Source organism: Marichromatium sp. PS1 (assembly GCF_041155115.1).
GTDB classification, from domain to species: domain Bacteria; phylum Pseudomonadota; class Gammaproteobacteria; order Chromatiales; family Chromatiaceae; genus Marichromatium; species Marichromatium gracile.
In genome coordinates, this window is record NZ_BAAFHB010000004.1 from 188,777 (window position 1) to 208,984 (window position 20,208).

The 20,208-nt window shown below is 67.1% G+C and carries 19 protein-coding genes; 15 read left to right on the plus strand and 4 right to left on the minus strand.

Annotation, left to right across the window (positions count from 1 at the left end; translation table 11 throughout):
• Nucleotides 1-62: 62 nt before the first annotated feature.
• Complete coding sequence (gene ftsH / locus ACAM26_RS10090; RefSeq protein ID WP_369613544.1) at nt 63-1,991, minus strand: ATP-dependent zinc metalloprotease FtsH; 1,929 nt, start codon at nt 1,989-1,991, stop codon at nt 63-65.
• Between the two features lie 186 nt (nt 1,992-2,177).
• On the opposite strand from ftsH, the gene ACAM26_RS10095 reads away from it, so the two are divergent.
• The 15 genes from ACAM26_RS10095 to ACAM26_RS10165 all read left to right on the plus strand — a co-directional run bounded on the left by ACAM26_RS10095 (nt 2,178) and on the right by ACAM26_RS10165 (nt 18,279).
• On the plus strand, nt 2,178-2,978 hold the full coding sequence (locus ACAM26_RS10095) for an ABC transporter permease (RefSeq protein ID WP_132229575.1): 801 nt from the start codon (nt 2,178-2,180) through the stop codon (nt 2,976-2,978).
• 327 nt (nt 2,979-3,305) lie between these two features.
• The gene (gene nagZ / locus ACAM26_RS10100) at nt 3,306-4,385 is read left to right on the plus strand and encodes a beta-N-acetylhexosaminidase (RefSeq protein ID WP_369613545.1); all 1,080 of its coding nucleotides are present in this window, start codon (nt 3,306-3,308) and stop codon (nt 4,383-4,385) included.
• Nucleotides 4,382-4,933 carry a hypoxanthine-guanine phosphoribosyltransferase gene (locus ACAM26_RS10105; protein ID WP_123140215.1) on the plus strand — a complete coding sequence of 184 codons (552 nt, stop codon included), beginning with the start codon at nt 4,382-4,384 and terminating at the stop codon, nt 4,931-4,933. Before nagZ ends, ACAM26_RS10105 begins: the two co-directional genes overlap by 4 nt.
• A 154-nt stretch (nt 4,934-5,087) precedes the next feature.
• Nucleotides 5,088-5,537, plus strand: coding sequence for a hemerythrin domain-containing protein (locus tag ACAM26_RS10110; protein ID WP_062276038.1), 450 nt, complete (start codon nt 5,088-5,090; stop codon nt 5,535-5,537).
• 116 nt (nt 5,538-5,653) lie between these two features.
• Nucleotides 5,654-6,394 (plus strand): S-methyl-5'-thioinosine phosphorylase, encoded by a 741-nt coding sequence (locus ACAM26_RS10115; protein WP_369613546.1) that lies wholly within the window; start codon nt 5,654-5,656, stop codon nt 6,392-6,394.
• A gap of 159 nt (nt 6,395-6,553) precedes the next feature.
• Nucleotides 6,554-7,192, plus strand: coding sequence for a hypothetical protein (locus tag ACAM26_RS10120; RefSeq protein WP_369613547.1), 639 nt, complete (start codon nt 6,554-6,556; stop codon nt 7,190-7,192).
• Nucleotides 7,193-7,489: 297 nt separating this feature from the next.
• Complete coding sequence (gene rimP / locus ACAM26_RS10125) at nt 7,490-7,945, plus strand: ribosome maturation factor RimP (protein ID WP_123140219.1); 456 nt, start codon at nt 7,490-7,492, stop codon at nt 7,943-7,945.
• A gap of 90 nt (nt 7,946-8,035) precedes the next feature.
• A complete protein-coding gene (gene nusA, locus ACAM26_RS10130) occupies nt 8,036-9,532 on the plus strand; it encodes a transcription termination factor NusA (RefSeq protein ID WP_123140220.1) in 1,497 nt (498 codons plus the stop codon).
• 18 nt (nt 9,533-9,550) lie between these two features.
• Nucleotides 9,551-12,259, plus strand: a complete 2,709-nt coding sequence (gene infB, locus ACAM26_RS10135) for a translation initiation factor IF-2 (protein WP_123140221.1) — start codon at nt 9,551-9,553, stop codon at nt 12,257-12,259.
• Nucleotides 12,260-12,281: 22 nt separating this feature from the next.
• Complete coding sequence (gene rbfA / locus ACAM26_RS10140; protein WP_123140222.1) at nt 12,282-12,674, plus strand: 30S ribosome-binding factor RbfA; 393 nt, start codon at nt 12,282-12,284, stop codon at nt 12,672-12,674.
• Nucleotides 12,675-12,676: 2 nt separating this feature from the next.
• Complete coding sequence (gene truB / locus ACAM26_RS10145) at nt 12,677-13,600, plus strand: tRNA pseudouridine(55) synthase TruB (RefSeq protein WP_123141826.1); 924 nt, start codon at nt 12,677-12,679, stop codon at nt 13,598-13,600.
• 163 nt (nt 13,601-13,763) lie between these two features.
• On the plus strand, nt 13,764-14,033 hold the full coding sequence (gene rpsO, locus ACAM26_RS10150) for a 30S ribosomal protein S15 (protein WP_062276050.1): 270 nt from the start codon (nt 13,764-13,766) through the stop codon (nt 14,031-14,033).
• Between the two features lie 188 nt (nt 14,034-14,221).
• Entirely contained in the window at nt 14,222-16,321 is a 2,100-nt protein-coding gene (gene pnp, locus ACAM26_RS10155) for a polyribonucleotide nucleotidyltransferase (protein ID WP_369613548.1), read from the plus strand.
• 101 nt (nt 16,322-16,422) lie between these two features.
• A complete protein-coding gene (locus ACAM26_RS10160) occupies nt 16,423-17,169 on the plus strand; it encodes a competence/damage-inducible protein A (RefSeq protein WP_369613549.1) in 747 nt (248 codons plus the stop codon).
• A 147-nt stretch (nt 17,170-17,316) separates the two neighbouring features.
• Complete coding sequence (locus ACAM26_RS10165; protein ID WP_369613550.1) at nt 17,317-18,279, plus strand: transporter; 963 nt, start codon at nt 17,317-17,319, stop codon at nt 18,277-18,279.
• A gap of 49 nt (nt 18,280-18,328) precedes the next feature.
• Here ACAM26_RS10165 and ACAM26_RS10170 read toward each other — a convergent pair whose 3' ends face one another.
• The 3 genes from ACAM26_RS10170 to ACAM26_RS10180 all read right to left on the minus strand — a co-directional run bounded on the left by ACAM26_RS10170 (nt 18,329) and on the right by ACAM26_RS10180 (nt 20,201).
• The gene (locus ACAM26_RS10170) at nt 18,329-18,739 is read right to left on the minus strand and encodes a PilZ domain-containing protein (protein ID WP_123141823.1); all 411 of its coding nucleotides are present in this window, start codon (nt 18,737-18,739) and stop codon (nt 18,329-18,331) included.
• A gap of 94 nt (nt 18,740-18,833) precedes the next feature.
• Nucleotides 18,834-19,670: a sirohydrochlorin chelatase gene (locus ACAM26_RS10175; protein WP_369613551.1), complete on the minus strand. Its 837-nt coding sequence runs from the start codon at nt 19,668-19,670 to the stop codon at nt 18,834-18,836.
• Between the two features lie 15 nt (nt 19,671-19,685).
• Nucleotides 19,686-20,201, minus strand: a complete 516-nt coding sequence (locus ACAM26_RS10180) for a YbaN family protein (protein WP_123140229.1) — start codon at nt 20,199-20,201, stop codon at nt 19,686-19,688.
• Between the last annotated feature and the right edge of the window lie 7 nt (nt 20,202-20,208).

Genomic DNA, 20,208 nt, shown 5'->3' on the forward strand with positions numbered 1-20,208 from the left:
GCTGCGATCGTCTCGCGGCGCCCGGCTCGGGTCGACACGCCCGGTGGGCGTGCCGGGTCGGATCAGATCTCGCCGACCGGGCCGCCGACGATCGACGGCGGGGTGTTGCCCTTGGGGGCCGGGGCAGGGCCGTCGCCCCCGGCCGTCGGCGTGCCGCCGACATCGTCGTCGGGTTCGCGCATGGTGCGTCCCGACATGATGTCGTCGATCTGCGCCTTGTCGATGGTCTCGAACTTCAGCAGTGCCTCGGCCATCGCGTGCAGCTTGTCGAGGTTGTCATCGATGAGCTGGCGCGAGCGCTGGTAGTTGCGGTCGATGATCTGACGCACCGCCTGGTCGATCGCCTGCGCCGTCTCCGGGGAGACGTTGCGCTGCTGGGTGACCGAGCGACCGAGGAAGACCTCGCTCTCGTCCTCGGCGTAGGCCAGCGGTCCCATGGCATCCGACAGGCCGAAGCGGGTGACCATGTTGCGGGCGATGTCGGTGGCGCGTTCGATGTCGTTGGAGGCGCCGGTGGTGACGTGCTCGGGGCCGAAGATCATCTCCTCGGCGATGCGTCCGCCGAACAGGCTCGAGATCTGGCTCTCGAGCTGGCGCTTGCTCATGCTGTAGCGGTCGCGCTCGGGCAGGAACAGGGTGACGCCAAGGGCGCGTCCACGCGGGATGATGCTGACCTTGTGGACGGGGTCGTGCTCGGGTACCAGCCGACCGACGATGGCATGTCCGGCCTCGTGGTAGGCGGTGAGCTTCTTCTCCGACTCGGACATCACCATCGAGCGACGTTCGGCGCCCATCATGATCTTGTCCTTGGCCTGCTCCATGTCCTCCATGTCAACACGCGCCTTGTTGCGGCGCGCGGCGAACAACGCCGCCTCGTTGACCAGATTGGCGAGGTCGGCGCCGGAGAAGCCGGGGGTGCCGCGGGCGATGGTGCGCGCGTCGATGTCGTCGGCCACCGGCACCTTGCGCAGGTGCACCTCGAGGATGGCGGCGCGACCGGAGAGATCGGGCAGGCCGACCACGACCTGGCGGTCGAAGCGTCCCGGGCGCAGCAGTGCCGGATCGAGGACGTCGGCGCGGTTGGTCGCGGCGATGACGATGACGCCCTCGGTGCCGGCGAAGCCGTCCATCTCGACGAGCAGCTGGTTGAGGGTCTGCTCACGCTCGTCGTGGCCGCCGCCGAGCCCGGCGCCACGCTTGCGTCCGACGGCGTCGATCTCGTCGATGAAGATGATGCAGGGGGCGCTTTTCTTGGCCTGCTCGAAGAGGTCACGTACCCGCGAGGCGCCGACACCGACGAACATCTCGACGAAGTCCGAGCCGGAGATACTGAAGAAGGGCACCCGCGCCTCGCCGGCGATGGCCCGTGCGAGCAGCGTCTTGCCGGTGCCGGGGGGGCCGACCATGAGCACGCCGCGGGGGATGCGGCCGCCGAGGTTGGAGAACTTCTGCGGGCTCTTGAGGAAGTCGACCAGCTCGCCGACATCTTCCTTGGCCTCCTCGACGCCGGCGACATCGCGCAGCGTCACCTTGACCTCGCCCTCGGCGTGCTGGCGCGCGCGGCTCTTGCCGAAGTTGAAGATCCCGCCGCCGCCACCGACGCCACCACCGCTGTTGCGTCGCATGAACCAGAACCAGATGCCGATCAGCAACATGAAGGGCAGCCAGGCGGCAATCACCTGCATCAGCACGCTCGGTTGCTCGGGCGGCTCGGCGCGGATGGCCACACCCTGATTGAGCAGGTCGCCGATCAGGCCGGGGTCGTTGGGGTCATAGGTCTCGAAGCGTGAGCCATCGGTTCGCGTGCCCTGGATGGTCTGATCCTGGATGGTCACCTCGCGCACCGCGCCCTCGTTCAGTTCGCTCAGGAACTCGCTGTAACTCAGGTTGCGGGTCTCGATGCCTTCCGGCGAGGTCATGCCGTTGAGCATCATCACCAGCCACAGGGTGACCGCGATCCAGAGCAGGATGTGGAAGTTTCTTGGGTTCATGCGAGCCTTCGTCCTCGTTGACCAAATACAGCGTGCGCGATGCCCGATGCCGGGCCGTTGTCCGGTTAGATCGGGGCATGGAGCCGAAATCCAACGCGCCTCGGGCGCTCGGCCCGTACCGTGGTCAGAGCCTACCATAGGCGTCGGGGTTCCCGGACGGGGATGAGGGATGAGGAGGGGGATGGGGTGCGTCTGGCGGTCGTGGTGTTGCTGGTCTGGTGCGGTGCGGCGCTGTTCGCGCCCTGGCTGGTCGAGGCGCCGAATCGGGTCGAGCTCAGGGCGATGCTCGCCGGGCCGATGCCGGGGGCGCCGCTCGGGACCGATGATCTGGGGCGCCCGGTCCACGAGCGATTGCTGGTCGGTGCGCGGGTCTCGCTGCTGGTCGGGGTCGGGGTGGTGGCCTTCGCCGCGAGTCTCGGCACCCTGGTCGGGCTCGTCGCCGGGCTGCTCGGCGGCTGGGTGGACCGGTTGGTGGTCAGGCTGATCGATCTGTTCCTCGCCTTTCCGGGGATCCTGCTGGCGATTGCCTTGGCCGGTCTGCTCGGCCCCGGGCTCGACAACCTGGTGATCGCGCTGACCGTGGTCGGCTGGGTCGGCTATGCGCGGCTGGCGCGTGCCCAGGCGCTGACCCTGGCCGGGCGCGAGCACGTCCTCGCCGCGCGCGCCCTCGGCTGCGGTACCTGGCGCATCCTCTGGCGCCATCTGTTGCCGCTGGCGCTCGCGCCGCTGCTGGTCGAGGCCACCTTCGGCATCGCCGCGGCGATCGTCGCCGAGGCCGGGCTCTCCTTCCTCGGGCTCGGCATCCAGCCGCCCGATGCCTCCTGGGGCAGCATGTTGCGCGATGGCGTCTCCTATCTGCTGGTCGCCCCGCATCTGGTGATCGCCCCCGGCGTGGCGCTGTTCGCCGTGACCCTCGCCGTCAACCTGGTCGGTGACTGGCTGCGTGATCGGCTCGATGTGCGGACACGCGCTCGGGATGTCATGTGAAGGATTGAACCGCACGTGACGGATTGAGCCGCATGTAACGGATTGGACCGCAAAGCCGCGAAGAACGCGAAGGAAGAAGAAGGCTTGGCCTCCAGTGGCCAGCCATCAGCCTCCAGTGGAGGGCGCGTCGTGAGGTCTGATCATTAAACCCCTTGGCGCCCTTCGCGACTTGGCGGTTCAATCTTCCGGTCGCTGGTCGCTGGTCGCTGGTCGCTGGTCGCTGGTCGCTGGTAGCTCCCCCACCGGCGCTGTGTTAAAAAGACGGCCATTCAGACCGGTCCGGTCAGCGCCGGACCCCGACCGCAGCCGCAGCAGGATGACCGCCCCATGTCGCTAGGCCCGATCATGCTCGACATCGCGGGCACCAGGCTCACCGCCGAGGACCGCGAGCTGTTGCGCCACCCGGCCGTCGGTGGCGTGATCCTGTTCGCCCGCAACTATGCCGACCCCGCGCAGCTCGCCGCACTCACTGCCGAGATCCATGCCCTGCGCGAGCCACGTCTGCTGATCGGCGTCGATCAGGAGGGGGGGCGCGTGCAGCGCTTTCGCGACGGCTTCACCCGGCTGCCGGCGATGGGGTGCTTTGCCGCGCTCCATGCTCGCGATCCCGCCCGCGCCCGTGAACTCTGTGACCGACTCGGTTGGCTGATGGCCGCCGAGCTGCGCGCCGTCGGCGTCGACTTCAGCTTCGCCCCGGTGCTCGATCTCGATCGTGGGCTCTGTGCGGTCGTGGGTGATCGCGCCTTCGGTGCCGCGCCCGAGCAGGTCGCCGAGCTGGCGCTGGCCTGGGCCGAGGGGATGCGTCGCGCGGGCATGGCCGCCGTCGGCAAGCACTTCCCCGGTCACGGCGGGGTGGCGGTCGACTCCCATCATGCCCTGCCGAGCGATCCGCGCCCCTTCGGCGAGCTGGCGATGGAGGATCTGGTGCCCTTCGAGCGGTTGATCGCGCACGGCATCGAGGCGCTGATGCCGGCGCACGTCGTCTATCCGCAGGTGGCGCCCGAGCCGGCCGGTTTCTCGCCGCGCTGGCTCGGTGAGATCCTGCGTCAGCGGCTCGGTTTCGAGGGGGTGATCTTCAGCGACGATCTCAACATGGGGGCCGCTGCCGCCGGTGGCGATCATCTCGATCGCGCCCGTGCCGCGCACGCTGCAGGTTGCGACGTGCTGTTGATTTGCAACAATCGCCCCGCCGCGGCCGCACTCGTGGAGTGCTTCGTCGATGCCACGGACCCCGCCCTGGCGCTGCGCCTGGTGCGCATGCACGGACGTGGCGGCCATGACCGATTGCATCTGCGCGAGTGCCCCGACTGGCAGCGCGCGGTCGACCACGCCGCCCGACTCGAGACCCACCACAGTCTCGATCTCGGGCTCGATGACCCGACAGATTCGGAGACCAATGTAGGATGAAGCTTGATCGTAGTCAGTATGAGGGTGTCGCCGCGCGCGCCGAGTGCCTGGTGTCGCACGAGGAGATGGAGACGGCGCTCGATCGCATGGCGGAGACCATCACCGAGCGTCTCGGCGACAAGGATCCGGTGATCCTCTGCGTGATGACCGGCGCGGTGATCACCGCCGGGCTGTTGCTGCCCCGGCTCGACTTCCCGCTGCGGGTCAACTACATCCACGCCAGTCGCTACCAGGGGGCGACCAGCGGTGGCGAGCTGGCCTGGCGCCATCGTCCCTCGGACGCGATCCGTGACGAGCACGTGCTGGTGGTCGACGACATCCTCGACGAGGGCATCACCCTCGATCAGGTGGTGCGGGCCTGTCACGAGGACGGCGCGGCGAGCGTGCAGAGCGCGGTGCTGGTGGCCAAGCAGCGTCCGCACCAGTGTGAGGCCGATATCGTCGGTGTCGAGGTGGTCGATCGCTATCTCTACGGCTATGGGCTCGACTACAAGAACTATTTTCGCAATGCCCGGGGCATCTACGCGGTCGCCGACGAGGACATCTGAGCGCGGCTCGCCCCGTACCGCGGGAATGGTCGAAAAACACAATATAATTAAGCGCTTTTTGACTATTTCCGCGATCTGTTATACATCCTCGCGGGTGGCGTGGCGGCAGCCCTTGCTTGCTGCGTCCCACCGACCGATCAACCTCGAGGATGACATGCAAACGCTCGACACCTACCGCGATTCGCACGCGGAACTGCGCCAGATGATCGACGATCTGCGCGCACTGCTCGCTCCCGAACTGTTGCGGATCCGCCCCAACGCGCGGACCGCCCACCAGCTGCTGTGCGACTTCGGTCAGCGGGTGCGCGCGCATCTCGCCGAGGAGGATCGCAGCCTCTACCCGGGGCTGCTGATCCATGAGGACCCGCGGGCGAAGTCGATCGCCTGGGGCTTCATCAGCGGCGAGAAGCCGCTGCGTCAGGCCTTCAGTGCCTACCACAAGCGCTGGCTGAAGGACTGCGACTTCGAGTTCTGCGAGACCTTTCTCGCGCAAACTCATGAAATCCTGGAGATGGTTTCGGCCCGGATCGATCGCGAAGAGCAGGTGTTGCTGCCCAAGCTGGTCGAGGCCGGTATCCTGCAGGAGGCCACCGCGGGGCGCTGATCCCGCACGCCGTGGCAAGCGCGCGTGCGCTCGGTGCCGACTGCCGATCTCCGCCCTTTGGATTCCCGCGCACACTTCGGTAAACTGCCGCCATTTTGAGAAGTGGCGGTGGCTGCATGACTGTTCTGGCTATCATCGGCGGTTCCGGGTTCTCCGAACTGCCGGCGCTGCAAGCGCGTGAGGCGCGGCGCGTCGAGACCCCTTATGGCGAAACCTCGGCCCCGGTGACCCGGGGGCGGCTCGGCGAGACCGAGGTGCTGTTCCTGCCGCGCCATGGCGCCGGGCATCGGTTGCCGCCGCATCGCGTCAGCTACCGCGCCAATGTCTGGGCGCTGCGAGAGTGCGGCGCCGAGCGGGTGGTCGCCCTGGCCGCCGTCGGTGGTATCACCGAGCGCTATGGCCCGGCGGTACTGGGGGTGCCGGATCAGATCATCGACTACACCCACGGTCGCGAGCACACCTTCTTCACCGGAGACGAGCAGGGGGTCGATCACGTCGACATGACCGAGCCCTATTGCCAGTCGCTGCGTGGTGAGCTGCTGGGTGCCTGTGCGCGGCTCGGTCACGCGGTGGTCGACGGCGGTACCTATGCCGCCACCCAGGGACCGCGTCTCGAGACCACCGCCGAGGTGACGCGGCTCGAGCGTGACGGTTGCGATCTGGTCGGCATGACCGGCATGCCCGAGGCGGCGCTCGCGCGCGAACTGGGGTTGTGCTACGCCACCCTCGCCTTCGTGGTCAACTGGGCCGCGGGGAAGGGCGAGGGCGAGATCACCATGGCCGAGATCGAGCGCAACCTCGAGGTCTGCTCGGGGCGCATCATCGAGATCCTCACCGAGCTGGCCGGCCACGGCTGATTCGGTCCCCGGGCCTGGTCGTCGTTGCGGCGGTCGCGGCACGGTGACGTGTTTTTGTCGGAGCCCTCCCGGCGTCGTCGCACGCCGAGGCGGCGGCGCATGTCGCGCCCCGGGGCGAGCCAGGGGTTCGTCCCGACCATCTCACCATGGAGTACTCAGATGGCCGCTGAAGAAAAGCCCAAGTCCCGTTCCGTGATTCGTTGGTTCCCGAGGCTCTTCCTGTGGGGGAGCGTGCTCGCCTTCGGCTATCTCTACTGGGATTCGCTGGAGCAGGAGAAACGCGAACTCGCCGCCGCCGATGAGGCCGCCGTGCCCGCGCCACAGCAGGCCGATTCGACCATGCCCGCGACGCAATCGGAGGCGGTGCCGAGCCCGTCCTCGCCCGAGGTCGCCGCCGCCGAGCCAGTGGCAGTGGTGCCGGCCGCACCCGAGGCCGAGTCCGAGGCCGAGCCCGCAGTCGCGCCGGTTGCCGCCGCGCCCGAGGTCGCTGCCGAGGTGGTCGAGGATGCGGCTGGCGCCTCCGCGCCCGAGCCCGCCGAGGCTGCGGCGCAGCCGGCGCCCTCGCCGGTCGCAGCCCAGGCCCCGGTCGTGCCGCACGATCCGTTTGCGGCGCATCAGGCGCGCCTGGCCGCGCATCATGCCGCCATGCAGCGTCTGGCGCAGGAGCGCATGGAGCGTATGCAACAGCGTTGGGCGCAGCGTCCGGTGGTCTGGCCGCACCCGCCGATGCCTCATGCGCCGCCGCTGATGCCGCCCTTCGGCTATGCGCCGCCGGTGGCTGCGGGCGAGGTGCGCTAACCGCCCCCGAGGCGCCGTCGGCAGGCCCCGCTCGCCGGGGCGGCGGCGCCTTCTTGTACCGCCGTGGCGGGCGCGTCGAGGCGGGATGCGCTCCTTGCTTAACTCAATAAGTTACTATAAACTTTCAGCGCTTAAGGAAGTGGCGGATCTGGTAACCATTGCACTGGCCACCCATCAAACCCCGTCTACGGGGTTTTTTTATCGCTCGCGAATTGGTGACAAGCCCGTGCGATGGGTGCTTGGGTCACCGCAAGAGGTTGGGCCACTGGCCCAATTTTTGTTTCTGAAGGGCGGATTATGCAGCCGGCAGACAGCACATTGACGCGCCTTGCGCGTCGCGTCGTCGAACCCATGGGTTACGAGCTCGTCGGGGTCGAGTTCTTCCAGCACGGAACGAACGCGACCCTGCGGGTCTATATCGACCACCCCGACGGGATCACCCTCGACGACTGCACCAGCGTGAGCCATCAGCTCAGCGGTGTGCTCGATGTCGAGGATCCCTTGCCCGGTCAGTACGACCTCGAGATCTCCTCCCCAGGTGTCGAGCGACCGCTGGTATTCCCCGAGCACTATGCACGCTTCGTCGGCCAGCAGGTGAAGATGCGCCTGGCCGAGAAGGTCCAGGGGCGGCGCAGGCTGCAGGGCGTGCTGGTCGGCAGCGACGATGTGCAGGTCTCGATCGAGGTCGATGGCGAGGTCTGGCAGATTCCCTATGGTGTGATCGAATCGTCGCGCCTGGTGGTCGATTGGTGAGCATGGCGCCGTCGTGGCCGCCGGGCGTACTCTCAACGCGCCGCGGCCCGTCGGGTATGGGGTGCAAGTTCTGAGTTCGGATTAGGTTGAATGAGCAAAGAGATCCTACTGGTCGTTGAGGCCGTTTCCAACGAAAAGGACGTCCCCGCAGGTGTCATCTTCGAGGCCATCGAGGCTGCGCTGGCGTCTGCAACGCGCAAGAAGCACGGCGGCGAGATCGATGTGCGTGTCGCCATCGATCGCAAGACCGGCGACTATTGCACCTTCCGCCGCTGGGAGATCGTCCCCGATCCCGAGGACGGCATGCTCGAGGCCCCGGCGCGCCAGATCACCGCGTCGGCCGCAGCCGTGCTCGAGCCCGAGCTCGATCTCGGCGATTTCATCGAGGAGGAGATCGAGTCCGAGCTGTTCGGACGGATCGCCGCCCAGACCGCCAAGCAGGTCATCGTGCAGAAGGTGCGCGAGGCCGAGCGGGCGAAGATCGTCGACGCCTTCATCGATCGCAAGGGACAGCTCGTCACCGGCATCGTCAAGAAGGCCGATCGTGGCACCATCCTGCTCGATCTCGGCAACAACGCCGAGGCTCTGGTGCCGCGCGATCAGGTGATTCCACGCGAGTCGGTGCGCCCCGGCGACCGGCTGCGTGGCTATCTCTATGACGTGCGCTCCGAGCCCAAGGGGCCGCAGCTGTTCGTCAGCCGCACCGCGCCGGAGCTGCTGATCGAGCTGTTCAAGCTCGAGGTGCCCGAGGTCGGTGAGGGTCTGATCCAGATCATGGGGGCGGCGCGCGATCCCGGCTCGCGCGCCAAGATTGCCGTGCGTACCGCCGATCCGCGAATCGATCCGGTTGGTGCCTGCGTCGGGATGCGCGGATCGCGTGTCCAGGCCGTGTCTGATGAACTCAACGGGGAGCGCGTCGATATCATCCTCTGGGACGAGAACCCCGCGCAGTTCGTCATCAATGCCATGTCTCCGGCCGATGTCGTCTCGATCGTCATCGACGAGGACGCTCGCAGCATGGATGTCGCGGTCAAGGAAGAGAACCTGGCCCAGGCGATCGGCCGTTTCGGACAGAACGTCCGACTGGCCACGCAGCTCAGCGGCTGGGAACTCAACGTCATGAACGAAGCGGATGCCGCAGCCAAGAGCGAGCAGGAGGCCAACCGCTCGGTGCAGTCCTTCATGGACCAACTGGGCATTGATGAGCAGTTGGCCGCGGTGCTGGTGGAGGAAGGCTTCACCAGTGTCGAAGAGGTCGCTTACGTGCCCCTCGCCGAGATGCAGGCCATCGAGGAATTCGACGACGAGACAGTCGAGCTGCTGCGCGAGCGCGCCAACGATCTGTTGCTGACACGCGCCATCGCCTCCGAAGAAGAAGAGGCCCCGGCGGACGATCTGCTCGAGATGGAGGGTGTGGACGAGGCCTTGGCCGACGCACTCGCTGCGCGAGGTGTTTCCTCGCGCGAAGATCTCGCCGAGCAGTCGATCGACGAACTCATGGAAATCGAGGGCATGGACGAAGAGCGGGCTGCGCGCTTGATCATGAAGGCACGCGAACCCTGGTTTGTGCAAGCCGCAGAGGAATAGAGGTTTATAGGTCAGTCCATGAGTGAAGTTACCGTCAAACAACTCGCCTCCACGGTCGGAATCCCGGTCGAGCGTCTTCTCACCCAGCTGAACGAGGCGGGGATCAGTGCCAATGGCGCCGATTCCACCTTGACCGAGCAGGAAAAGAAGCAGCTGCTCGGCTATCTGCGGCGCAGCCACGGCAAGGAGGAGGGCGGCGATAGCGCCGACTCCAGCGAGGTCTCGGTCAAGCGCAAGTCGGTCAGCGAGTTGCGTCAGCCTGCCGCCGCCGGCGCCCGTACCGGCGCGCGTCCCGCACCCACCGTGCGTGGCAAGACCGTCAATGTCGAGGTGCGGCGCAAGCGCACCTACAAGCGCGCCGAGCCCGGTGCCGGCGGCGCTGGACGTCGTTCCGGTCCGGATCGTCGTGGTCGGGGTGGCAACGACCGCAAATCGACGAGCACGGCGCTCGACGACAACCGTCGCCGCGCCGAGCTCGAGGCGATGCGCGCCGAACAGGAAGCGCGTCGTCTCGCCGAGCAGGAGGAGCTGGAGCGCCGTCAGCGCGAGGAAGAGGCCAAGCGTCGCGAGGAAGAAGCCAAGCGTCGCGCCGAGGCCGAGGCCGAGGCCGAGCGCCTCCGTGCCGAAGAGGCCAAGCGTGCCGCCGAGGCACCGCCAGTCGTCGAAAAGCCCGTTGCTGCCGAGAAGGCCGCCGAGCCGGATGCCGGCGCCGACAAGAAGCGTGCCCCCGGCCCGAGTCGTCGCGCCGCCGCCGAGCCCGTCAAGGGCAAGAAGACCGTCAAGAAAGGCGTCGAGAGTCGCGATGATCGCGATGATCGTGGTGCCAAGAAGGGCGCACGCAAGGACGTGCGTGGCGGTCGTCGAGGCGTCGATGACGACAGCGCCGGTCGTCTGCGTCGCCGGCGCAAGGCCGGCAAGATCCAGGTCAGCGACAAGCACGCCTTCCAGAAGCCGACCGCACCTGTGGTGCGCGAGGTCGAGATCCCGGAGACCATCTCGGTCGGCGAGCTGGCCAACCGCATGTCGGTGAAGTCCTCGCAGGTGATCAAGGAGCTGTTCAAGCAGGGCATGATGGTGACCATCAACCAGAGCCTCGATCGCGACACCGCCGCGATCCTGGTCGAGGAGATGGGCCACAAGCCGGTGTTCGCCGACGAGCGCGATGCCGAGGACGTGCTGCTCGACGAGTTCGAGGAGCGGGTCGAGCAGGCCGAGCAGGTCACCCGTCCGCCGGTGGTGACCATCATGGGTCACGTCGACCACGGCAAGACCTCGCTGCTCGACTACATCCGTCGCACCCGCGTCGCCTCCGGTGAGGCCGGTGGCATCACCCAGCACATCGGTGCCTATCACGTCGACACCCCGAAGGGCACGATCTCCTTCCTCGACACCCCCGGCCACGCTGCCTTCTCGGCGATGCGTGCCCGTGGCGCCCAGGTCACCGACATCGTCATCCTGGTGGTCGCGGCCGACGACGGCGTGATGCCGCAGACGATCGAGGCGATCCAGCACGCCCGTGCCGCCGAGGTGCCGCTGATCGTTGCGGTCAACAAGATCGACAAGCCCGAGGCCAACCCCGACCGGGTGATGCAGGAGCTCACTCAGCACGAGGTGGTGGCCGAGGAGTGGGGCGGTGACACCATGCTGGTGCGCGTCTCGGCCAAGGCCGGTGACGGCATCGACGAGCTGCTCGACGCCATCCTGTTGCAGTCCGAGGTGCTCGAGCTCAAGGCCCCGGTCGAGGGTCCGGCGCGTGGCGCCATCGTCGAGTCGAGTCTCGACAAGGGCCGTGGTCCGGTGGCCACGGTGCTGGTCCAGGCCGGTACCCTGAATCGTGGCGACATCATCGTCAGCGGTGGCGAGTACGGTCGTGTACGTGCCATGTTCGACGAGACCGGCAAGCCGGTCGACTCGGCCGGTCCCTCGATCCCGGTGCAGGTGCTCGGTCTCTCCGGCGCGCCCAACGCCGGTGACGACGTGATTACCGTCAGCGACGAGCGACGTGCCCGCGAGGTCGCCGAGTTCCGTGCCGAGCGGCTGCGTCAGCATCGCTTCGAGGAGCAGCGCGGCGCGAGCCTCGACCAGCTGTTCAGCCAGCTCAAGGACGGCGAGCAGAAGAGCGTCAACCTGATCGTCAAGGCCGACGTGCAGGGCAGTCTCGAGGCGCTCAAGGAGAGCTTGGTCAAGCTCACCAACGACGAGGTCAAGGTCGCGCTGGTCGCCACCGGCGTCGGCGGTATCACCGAGTCCGATGCCAACCTCGCCGTCACCTCCAATGCCATCCTGCTCGGCTTCAATGTCCGTGCCGATGCCGCCGCGCGTCGCGTGGTGGAGGAGAAGGGGCTCGATCTGCGCTACTACAGCATCATCTACGAGCTGATCGACGACGTGAAACAGGCCATCTCCGGTCTGCTCAGCCCGATCATCACCGAGGAGATCATCGGTCTGGCCCAGGTGCGTGATGTCTTCCGCTCGTCGAAGTTCGGCGCGGTCGCCGGCTGCATGGTCACCGAGGGCACGATCAAGCGCAACAACCCGATCCGCGTGCTGCGCGACAACGTGGTGGTCTACGAGGGTGCGCTGGAGTCGCTGCGTCGCTTCAAGGACGACGTCCCCGAGGTCAAGGCCGGCACCGAGTGCGGCATCGGTGTGAAGAACTACAACGACGTCCAGGAAGGAGACCAGATCGAGGTGTTCGAGCGTACCGAGCGGGCGCGTCAACTTTGATCAGCTACGGTTACAACCCAGCATGAAGGAATTCGACCGCACCGAGCGGGTCGGCGCCGAGCTGCAGCGTACGCTGTCGGTGCTGCTCCGCGACGAGGTGAAGGACCCGCGTCTGACCAGCATCACCATTCAGGAGGTGCGGGTCACGCGCGACCTGGCGCACGCCAAGGTCTACTTCACCTGCTTCCCGGACGACGTCGATCACGCCATCCAGGAGCGACTGCTCAACGGTCGGCTCGCCGGATACCTGCGCCGTGCACTGGCGCAGCGTGTCCGTCTGCGGGCCATCCCTCAACTGCATTTTGTGTTCGATGCCTCGATCGAGCGCGGGGCCCGGCTCTCCGCGCTGATCGACCAAGCCGTCGGTGCGACCGACCGGAACGACTCACAAGACACCGACGTGGAGCGTGACTAACGATGGCAGCGCGCCGTAGACCGGGACGCAAGATCACCGGCATCCTGCTGCTCGACAAGCCCTGTGGGCTGAGCTCGAACGACGCGCTGCAGCGCGTCAAGCGGTTCTATCAGGCCAAGAAAGCCGGTCACACCGGCAGTCTCGATCCCCTGGCCACCGGGCTGTTGCCCTGCTGCCTGGGCGACTCGACCAAGTTCTCCACCTATCTGCTCGATGCCGACAAGCGCTATCGGGTGCGGGTGCGCCTGGGGGTGACCACCACCACCGCCGACGCCGAGGGCGAGGTGCTCGAGACCCGTCCGGTCGAGGGTGTCGACGAGGCGCGGGTGCGCGAGGTGATCGCCGGTTTCATCGGCACCATCTCGCAGCTGCCGCCGATGTACTCGGCGGTCAAGCACCAGGGGCAGCGACTCTACAAGCTCGCCCGTCAGGGGGTCGAGGTCGAGCGCACCCCGCGCGAGATCGAGATCTTCGCGCTCGACCTGATCAGCTGTGAGCTGCCCGAGATCGAGCTCGACGTGCACTGCTCCAAGGGGACCTACGTCCGCACCCTGGCCGAGGACATCGGTCGCGAGCTCGGCTGTGGGGCCCATGTCAGCGCGCTGCGCCGCACCGGGGTCGGGCCTTATCGCGAGGGCGAGACCGACTTCGTCACCCTCGATCAGGTCGAGGCAATGGCCGGGGCCGAGGAGGGCGCGCTGGCTCAGCTCGACGCCCAGCTGCTCGGGCTCGACACCGCACTCGGTCACTGGCCGGCGGTGCGACTGTCGGCCGATGCCGCCTTCTATCTGCGCCAGGGTCAGGCGGTGCTGGTGCCGCAGGCGCCGACCGAGGGGCTGGTACGGCTCTATGATCCCTCCGAGCAGTTCCTCGGCGTCGGCTGCATCCTCGACGACGGCAAGGTCCAGCCGAAGCGATTGATTTGAACGTTTCCAGTCCTCCGCGCCGTTGCGGTGCGGAGGACGTCATCGCGGGCGTGCCCCGCGCACACCACGACAGGTCGGATTCCCTGAGGTCATTGTCGGAGGATCCATCCGGCGGCGCCGGATCTGTGCCTGTCCATCGTCAGCCTCATCCAGGAGACACCCAATGACCATGACCGCAGAAGACAAGAAGAAGATCGTCGAAGAGTACCGTCGTGGCGAGAGCGACACCGGCTCCCCCGAGGTGCAGGTTGCGCTGCTCACCGCGCGTATCCAGCAGCTCACCGATCACTTCAAGGAACACAAGCACGACCATCACTCGCGCCGTGGCCTGGTGCGCATGGTCAACTCCCGGCGTAAACTGCTCGACTATCTCAAGCGCAAGGATCTCGATCGCTACCGCGACCTGATCGCGCGCCTGGGGCTGCGTCGCTGACGCGTACTCGAAGGCTCGAGGACCGGACCGCGAACGCGGTTCCGGTCTGGCCGTCGGCGCTGTCTCTGATGTGACCGGCGTCAGCGTCGACAACCACCCTGCCAACCCCGGCGAGCATCGGCGCCAGGCGGTTAGCAGGGGTCCACGGCCCGAAGCTTCGACGGACCATACACCCCGAGGATTTACCTGTGATTCCCACCCCTATCGTTAAACAGTTCCAATTCGGAAATCAGACCGTCAGGCTCGAGACCGGCGAGATCGCGCGCCAGGCCGATGGCGCCGTCCTGGTGAACATGGAAGACACCGTGGTCCTGGTGACCGTGGTCGTGGACAAGCGCCCCGGTGTCGAGCGCGACTTCTTCCCGCTCACCGTCGACTACCAGGAGAAGACCTACGCCGCTGGCCGCATCCCCGGTGGCTTCTTCCGTCGCGAGGGTCGCCCGAGCGAGGCCGAGATCCTCACCGCCCGTCTGATCGACCGCCCGTTGCGGCCGCTGTTTGCCGATGGATTCAAGCGTGAGGTGCAGATCATCGCGACGGTCAAGTCGCTCAACCCGGCGGTCAACCCCGAGGTGCCGGCGCTGATCGGTGCTTCCGCGGCGGTGGCCCTGGCCGGTCTGCCCTTCAACGGCCCGATCGGTGCTGCCCGGGTCGGCTACAAGGACGGTGAATACATCCTCAACCCCCCGGTGGTCGGTCTCGGACCGGACTCCGACCTCGACCTGGTGGTCGCCGGCACCGAGCAGGCGGTGCTGATGGTCGAGTCCGAGGCCCGTGGTCTCTCCGAGGAGGTGATGCTCGGTGCCGTGCTGTTCGGTCACGAGCAGATGCAGGTCGTCATCGAGGCGATCCGTGAACTTGCCGCCGAGGCCGGCAAGCCGCCCTTCGAGTGGAGCGCCCCGGAGCGTGACACCGCGCTCGCCGACGCCGTCGCCGAGGCCTGTGGCACGCGCATCGCCGAGGCCTATCGCATCCACGACAAGAAGGCGCGTTACACCGCGCTCGACACCATCCGCGCCGAGGCTCTGGCCGCGCTGTGCGAGGGCGAGGACGCGGCCTGGACCGAGCAGCAGGTGATGGGCGAGATCGAGGGGCTGGAGAAGCGCACCGTGCGCTCGGCGGTGATCGCCGGCGAGCCGCGCATCGACGGCCGCGACAACGCCACCGTGCGCCCGATCACCATCCGCACCGGCGTGTTGCCGCGCACCCACGGCTCGGCGCTGTTCACCCGTGGCGAGACCCAGGCGATGGTGGTCACCACCCTGGGCACCGAGCGTGATTCGCAGATCATCGATGCACTCGATGGCGAGCGGCGCGAGCACTTCATGCTCCACTACAACTTCCCGCCCTTCTGCGTCGGTGAGTCGGGTCGTGTCGGCAGCCCCAAGCGCCGCGAGATCGGTCACGGGCGTCTGGCCAAGCGTGGCGTGCTGGCGGTGATGCCGAGCATCGAGGAGTTCCCCTATTCGGTGCGCGTGGTCTCCGAGATCACCGAGTCGAACGGCTCGAGCTCGATGGCCAGCGTCTGCGGCACCAGCCTCGCGCTGATGGACGCCGGCGTGCCGATCAAGTCGCCGGTGGCCGGTGTCGCCATGGGCCTGATCAAGGAAGATGATCAGTTCGCGGTACTCACCGATATCATGGGCGACGAGGACCACCTCGGCGACATGGACTTCAAGGTGGCCGGTACCGTCGAGGGCGTCAACGCCCTGCAGATGGACATCAAGATCGAGGGCATCACCAAGGAGATCATGGAGATCGCCCTGGAGCAGGCCAAGGCCGGGCGTCTGCACATCCTCGAGGAGATGAACAAGGTGCTGTCGACGCCGCGCGAGGAGATGTCCGAGCACGCGCCGCGCATCATCGAGTTCAAGATCCACCCCGAGAAGATCCGCGACGTCATCGGCAAGGGCGGTTCGGTGATCCGCTCGATCACCGAGGAGACCGGCGCCACCATCGACATCAACGACGAGGGCGTGGTGAAGATCTTCTCGGTGGCCAAGTCCGCCGGTGAAGAGGCGAAGAAGCGTATCCGTCTGATCACCGCCGATGTCGAGGTCGGCAAGGTCTACGAGGGCAAGGTCGCGCGGCTGATGGACTTCGGTGCCTTCGTCACCATCCTGCCCGGTCGCGACGGTCTGGTGCACATCTCGCAGATCTGCGAGGAGCGGGTGCAGAGCGTCAGCGACAAGCTCTCCGAGGGCGACGTGGTGCGCGTCAAGGTCCTCGAGGTCGACAAGCAGGGCCGTATCCGCCTGAGCATGAAGGCGGTCGAGCCCGGCGAGTGATCGCGGCCCCTCGGGGCTTGATCGATCGACCGTGAAAAGGGGGGCCGCAAGGCCCCCTTTTTTCGTTGAACACCCCCTGTTGACAGGAGCGATTGACAAAGATGGCAACCGAGACCCAGCAGCGCTTCGGGCTGATCGTGATCGGTGACGAGGTGCTCAATGGCGCGCGTCGCGACCAGCATCTGGAGCGTTTCAAGGAGATGATCGGCGGTCGCGGCCATGAGCTGGCCTGGCAGTGGATGCTGCCCGACGACCCCGAGGTGATCACCGCGCACCTGCGTTTCTCGATGGCGCGCGCCGAGCCGGTGTTCGTCTGTGGCGGCATCGGCGCCACCCCGGACGACCATACCCGTGGCTGCGCCGCCGCCGCCGCCGGGGTCGCCTTGACCCGCCACCCCGAGGCGGTGGCGCTGCTCGAGGAGAAGTTCGGCGAGGCGGCCTATCCGCACCGGATCCTGATGGCCGAGCTGCCCGAGGGCTGCGCGCTGATCGACAACCCGGTCAACCGCATCCCCGGCTTCATGGTGTGTGACCACTGGTTCCTGCCGGGTTTCCCGAAGATGGCCTGGCCGATGGCCGAGCAGGTGCTCGAGACGCGCTACGGCCTGGCCGCACGCCAGCGCGAGGTCGCGCTCAAGGTGCGCGGTATCCCCGAGAGCCAGTTGGTCCCGCTGATGGAGCGTTTCGGCGAGCGCTTCCCCGAGTTGAAGATGTTCAGCCTGCCGCACATGGACGAGGATCCGCACATTCTGCTCGGTTTCCGTGGTCGCGACCGGCTCGAGGAGGCGCTCGCGGCGCTGCGCGAGGCGTTGGGCGATGCGCGGATCGAGGAGGTCGCGCCGCGCTGAGCGGCCCCGGCTTTGCCAACCGCCCTGCATTCCTCTAAGATCCGCGCGGTCTTTTCGTGTGCGATCGATCATCATTCTGGGGCGGGCGAGCGACGGTTCCGGTCGTCGCTCGGCCCCGCGCCATCAAGACGACAGCGAGGTGTGTGCATGGGCGTGCGAGGATGGAAGGCGGCGGTCGCTGCCGTGGGGCTGGTCTGGGGGCAGGGCGCGCTCGCCTATGATCTGCCGGCGGTCAATCTCGGGTTCACCAGCTTTCTCGATGGCGGCCCGCCATCCGGGCCGGGCTGGTATGTCAGTCAGTATCTGCAGTTCTATCGCAACGGTGCGCTCAAGGATGCCGCCGGCGATGATCTGCGGGTCCCGACTCCACGTGGACGGGAGCGCGCCGAACTCGATCTCAACCTCAGTCTCACCCAGCTCGTCTATCAGTCGAATCAGCCGCTGCTGTTCGGCGGCAAGTGGGGCATGGACCTGATCCTGCCGCTGGTCGATTTCGATCTCGATCCCGGCGACAACTTCGCGCTCTCGACCAATGGGGGTAATCTCGGCGATATCTTGGTCGGTCCCTTCCTGCAGTGGGATCCGATCATGGGGCCGAACGGGCCGCGCTTCATGCATCGCATCGAGCTGCAGATGCTGCTCCCGACCGGCAGCTACGACGCCGACGACCCGATCAACGCCGGCAGCAACGTCTTCTCGTTCAACCCCTACTGGGCCGCGACCCTGTTCGTCAATCCGCGCTGGACCGTCTCCTGGCGTCTGCACTATCTGTGGAACGCCGAGAACAACGATCCCTTCAAGGGGGTCATCGCCGAGGACACCCAGGCCGGGCAGGCGATCCACATCAACTTCTCCACCGCCTACGAGGTGTTGCCCAACCGGCTGCGTCTGGGCATCAACGGTTACTATCTCGAACAGATCACCCGTTCCAAGGTCGACGGCGAGTCGGTCGCCGACAGCGAGGAGCGGGTATTCGCCATCGGTCCCGGGGCGCTCTATCACCTCAGCCCTCACGATCATCTGTTCTTCAACGCCTTCTGGGAGACCGGTGCCGAGAACCGCCCCGAGGGCGCGCGGATGAACCTGCGCTACGTCCATCATTTCCATTGATCATCTCCGCGCTGGCGGCATCGATGTCGGTTGTCGGTGTCGCCGTCGCTCAACCAGAGGGGAAGTCGGCGGCATGGCGCCGGATCCATTCCTCTGCGGCCTGTTCGCTGCTGAGTTCGCGTCCCTGGGTGATACGTACCCGGCGCCGGTAGTGCTCGATCCGACAGACCTGTTCGACCATCCTGAGCTGGTAGCTGGTCTCGTCGGTGGCGAAATGGACCCCCACCTCGAACAGACCGCGGCGCGGTCTGCACCACACCACCACCCCCTCGGCGCAAAAGGGCGGCTGGGCGACCGGGATCTCGACCTGGATGGATTCGCCGACCGGTAGCCGTCTGCAGGAGAGGAAACAGAGCCCGCCCTGACCGATGTTGCACAGCCGGTTGCGACGCCGGCGGTTGCGGTTGGGCAGTCGGTAGTGGATGGGGATGTCCGAGGGGTGACGGAGAAAGCGGCGCATCTTGGCTCTGCGGCTGCACGAACAGGCGTCGTATCGGGCAAGGATGGGGGAGACCGAGGATCGCCTCAAGCGCCCTGCGAGTCGCGCTGCCCGGTCAGAGTCGGTGATGCGTCGCCCGTTGCCGTAGTCGCGCGGCGAGGATCTCGGGGAGCAGCGGGTGCTCCCCGACCAGCCCGGAGACATGGATGCGCAGCCCGGCATGGGCCTGTTCGGCCCGGGCGCAGATCTCGGCGATGTCGCCGCCTGGGCCGGCATGGCGGCCGGGTGCGAGAAACAACATCGAGAGAAAGATCGGCGAGTCGCATTCGTTGCTCGCGAGCCGTTCGAGCTGTTGCTCGAGCAGCGGCCCGTTGAAGTCGTAGGCCGCTCCGGGGCGGCGCTCCATCACCGCCTGATCCAGCTCGATCACCTGACCAAGTCGCTCGGCCAGGCGTGCCGCCAACCAGGCGCGCACCGCGCTGACCTCGGGGTTGGGTGAGCCGTGATCGACCAGGATCACCCGTCGTGGCCGATCGCCGGTGGTCTCGGCAAGGCGTGCGAGTTGCTCGGCGAGGATCCGGGTGAGCAGGGGTTCGCCCGCCGGCAGCGGGCAGAGCTCGGGGGCGAGCCGCAGGGCGAAGTCGCCGTGGCGCGCGCGCAGTCGCGCAACGAGCGCGGGCACGGCCTCGGTGAGTGCGGCGCTGGGACCGAAGAACAGTGGCAGGATCAGGAAATCGCGCGCGCCGGCGCTGAGACGCGCCTCGAGCAGGGGTTCGAGCAGCGTCGCGGGCCGACCGTCGAGCCGATCGGCGGGGATGCGATCGGCGTGAGCGAGCGAGACCGGCTCGATCGGCAGGCCGCAGCGGGCGCCGAGCGTCTCGGCCAGACGACGCAGGGCGTCGACCGCGGCTGCGCGGCGCGAGCCGTTGTCGAGCAGCAGGACCGACTCCATGATGGTCGAGAGGGATCAGCGCGAGACGCCGCGCGTCTCGGTGGCCGGCTCGGCCGAGGAGACCAGCTCGTCGAGTCCGACCCGAACCTGCGCTTGCTGCTGACGGGCTCGGCGGCGGTGGCGATTGTCGGGGCGGGTGGCGATCCAGGTGGCGACCAGGGCGAGGATGGTGGCCACGGTGAGCGCCGGCCACAGCCCGGGGCCGATCAGCGAGAACCAGATCAGATAGCTGCCGGCCATGCTGAGGATGGCGGCCTTCTTGCCGGTGGGGCAGATCTCGCCGTGTTCGAGGAAATCGCGGATCGACTCACCGAAGCGCGGATGATCGATCAGGAAGCGTACCCGCTCGGGACGACTGCGCAGCCACAGCCAGGCGGCGCAGATCCAGAACACCGTGGTCGGCATCAGCGGCACCAGCATGCCGACGAAACCGAGGCCGAAACAGCACCAGGCCAGGAGATTGAAGATCTGACGGCGATGCGATCCGAGGATCGCCTTCAGCTTGGCGGGGATGCGAGCGCTGACCTGCATTGGGAAA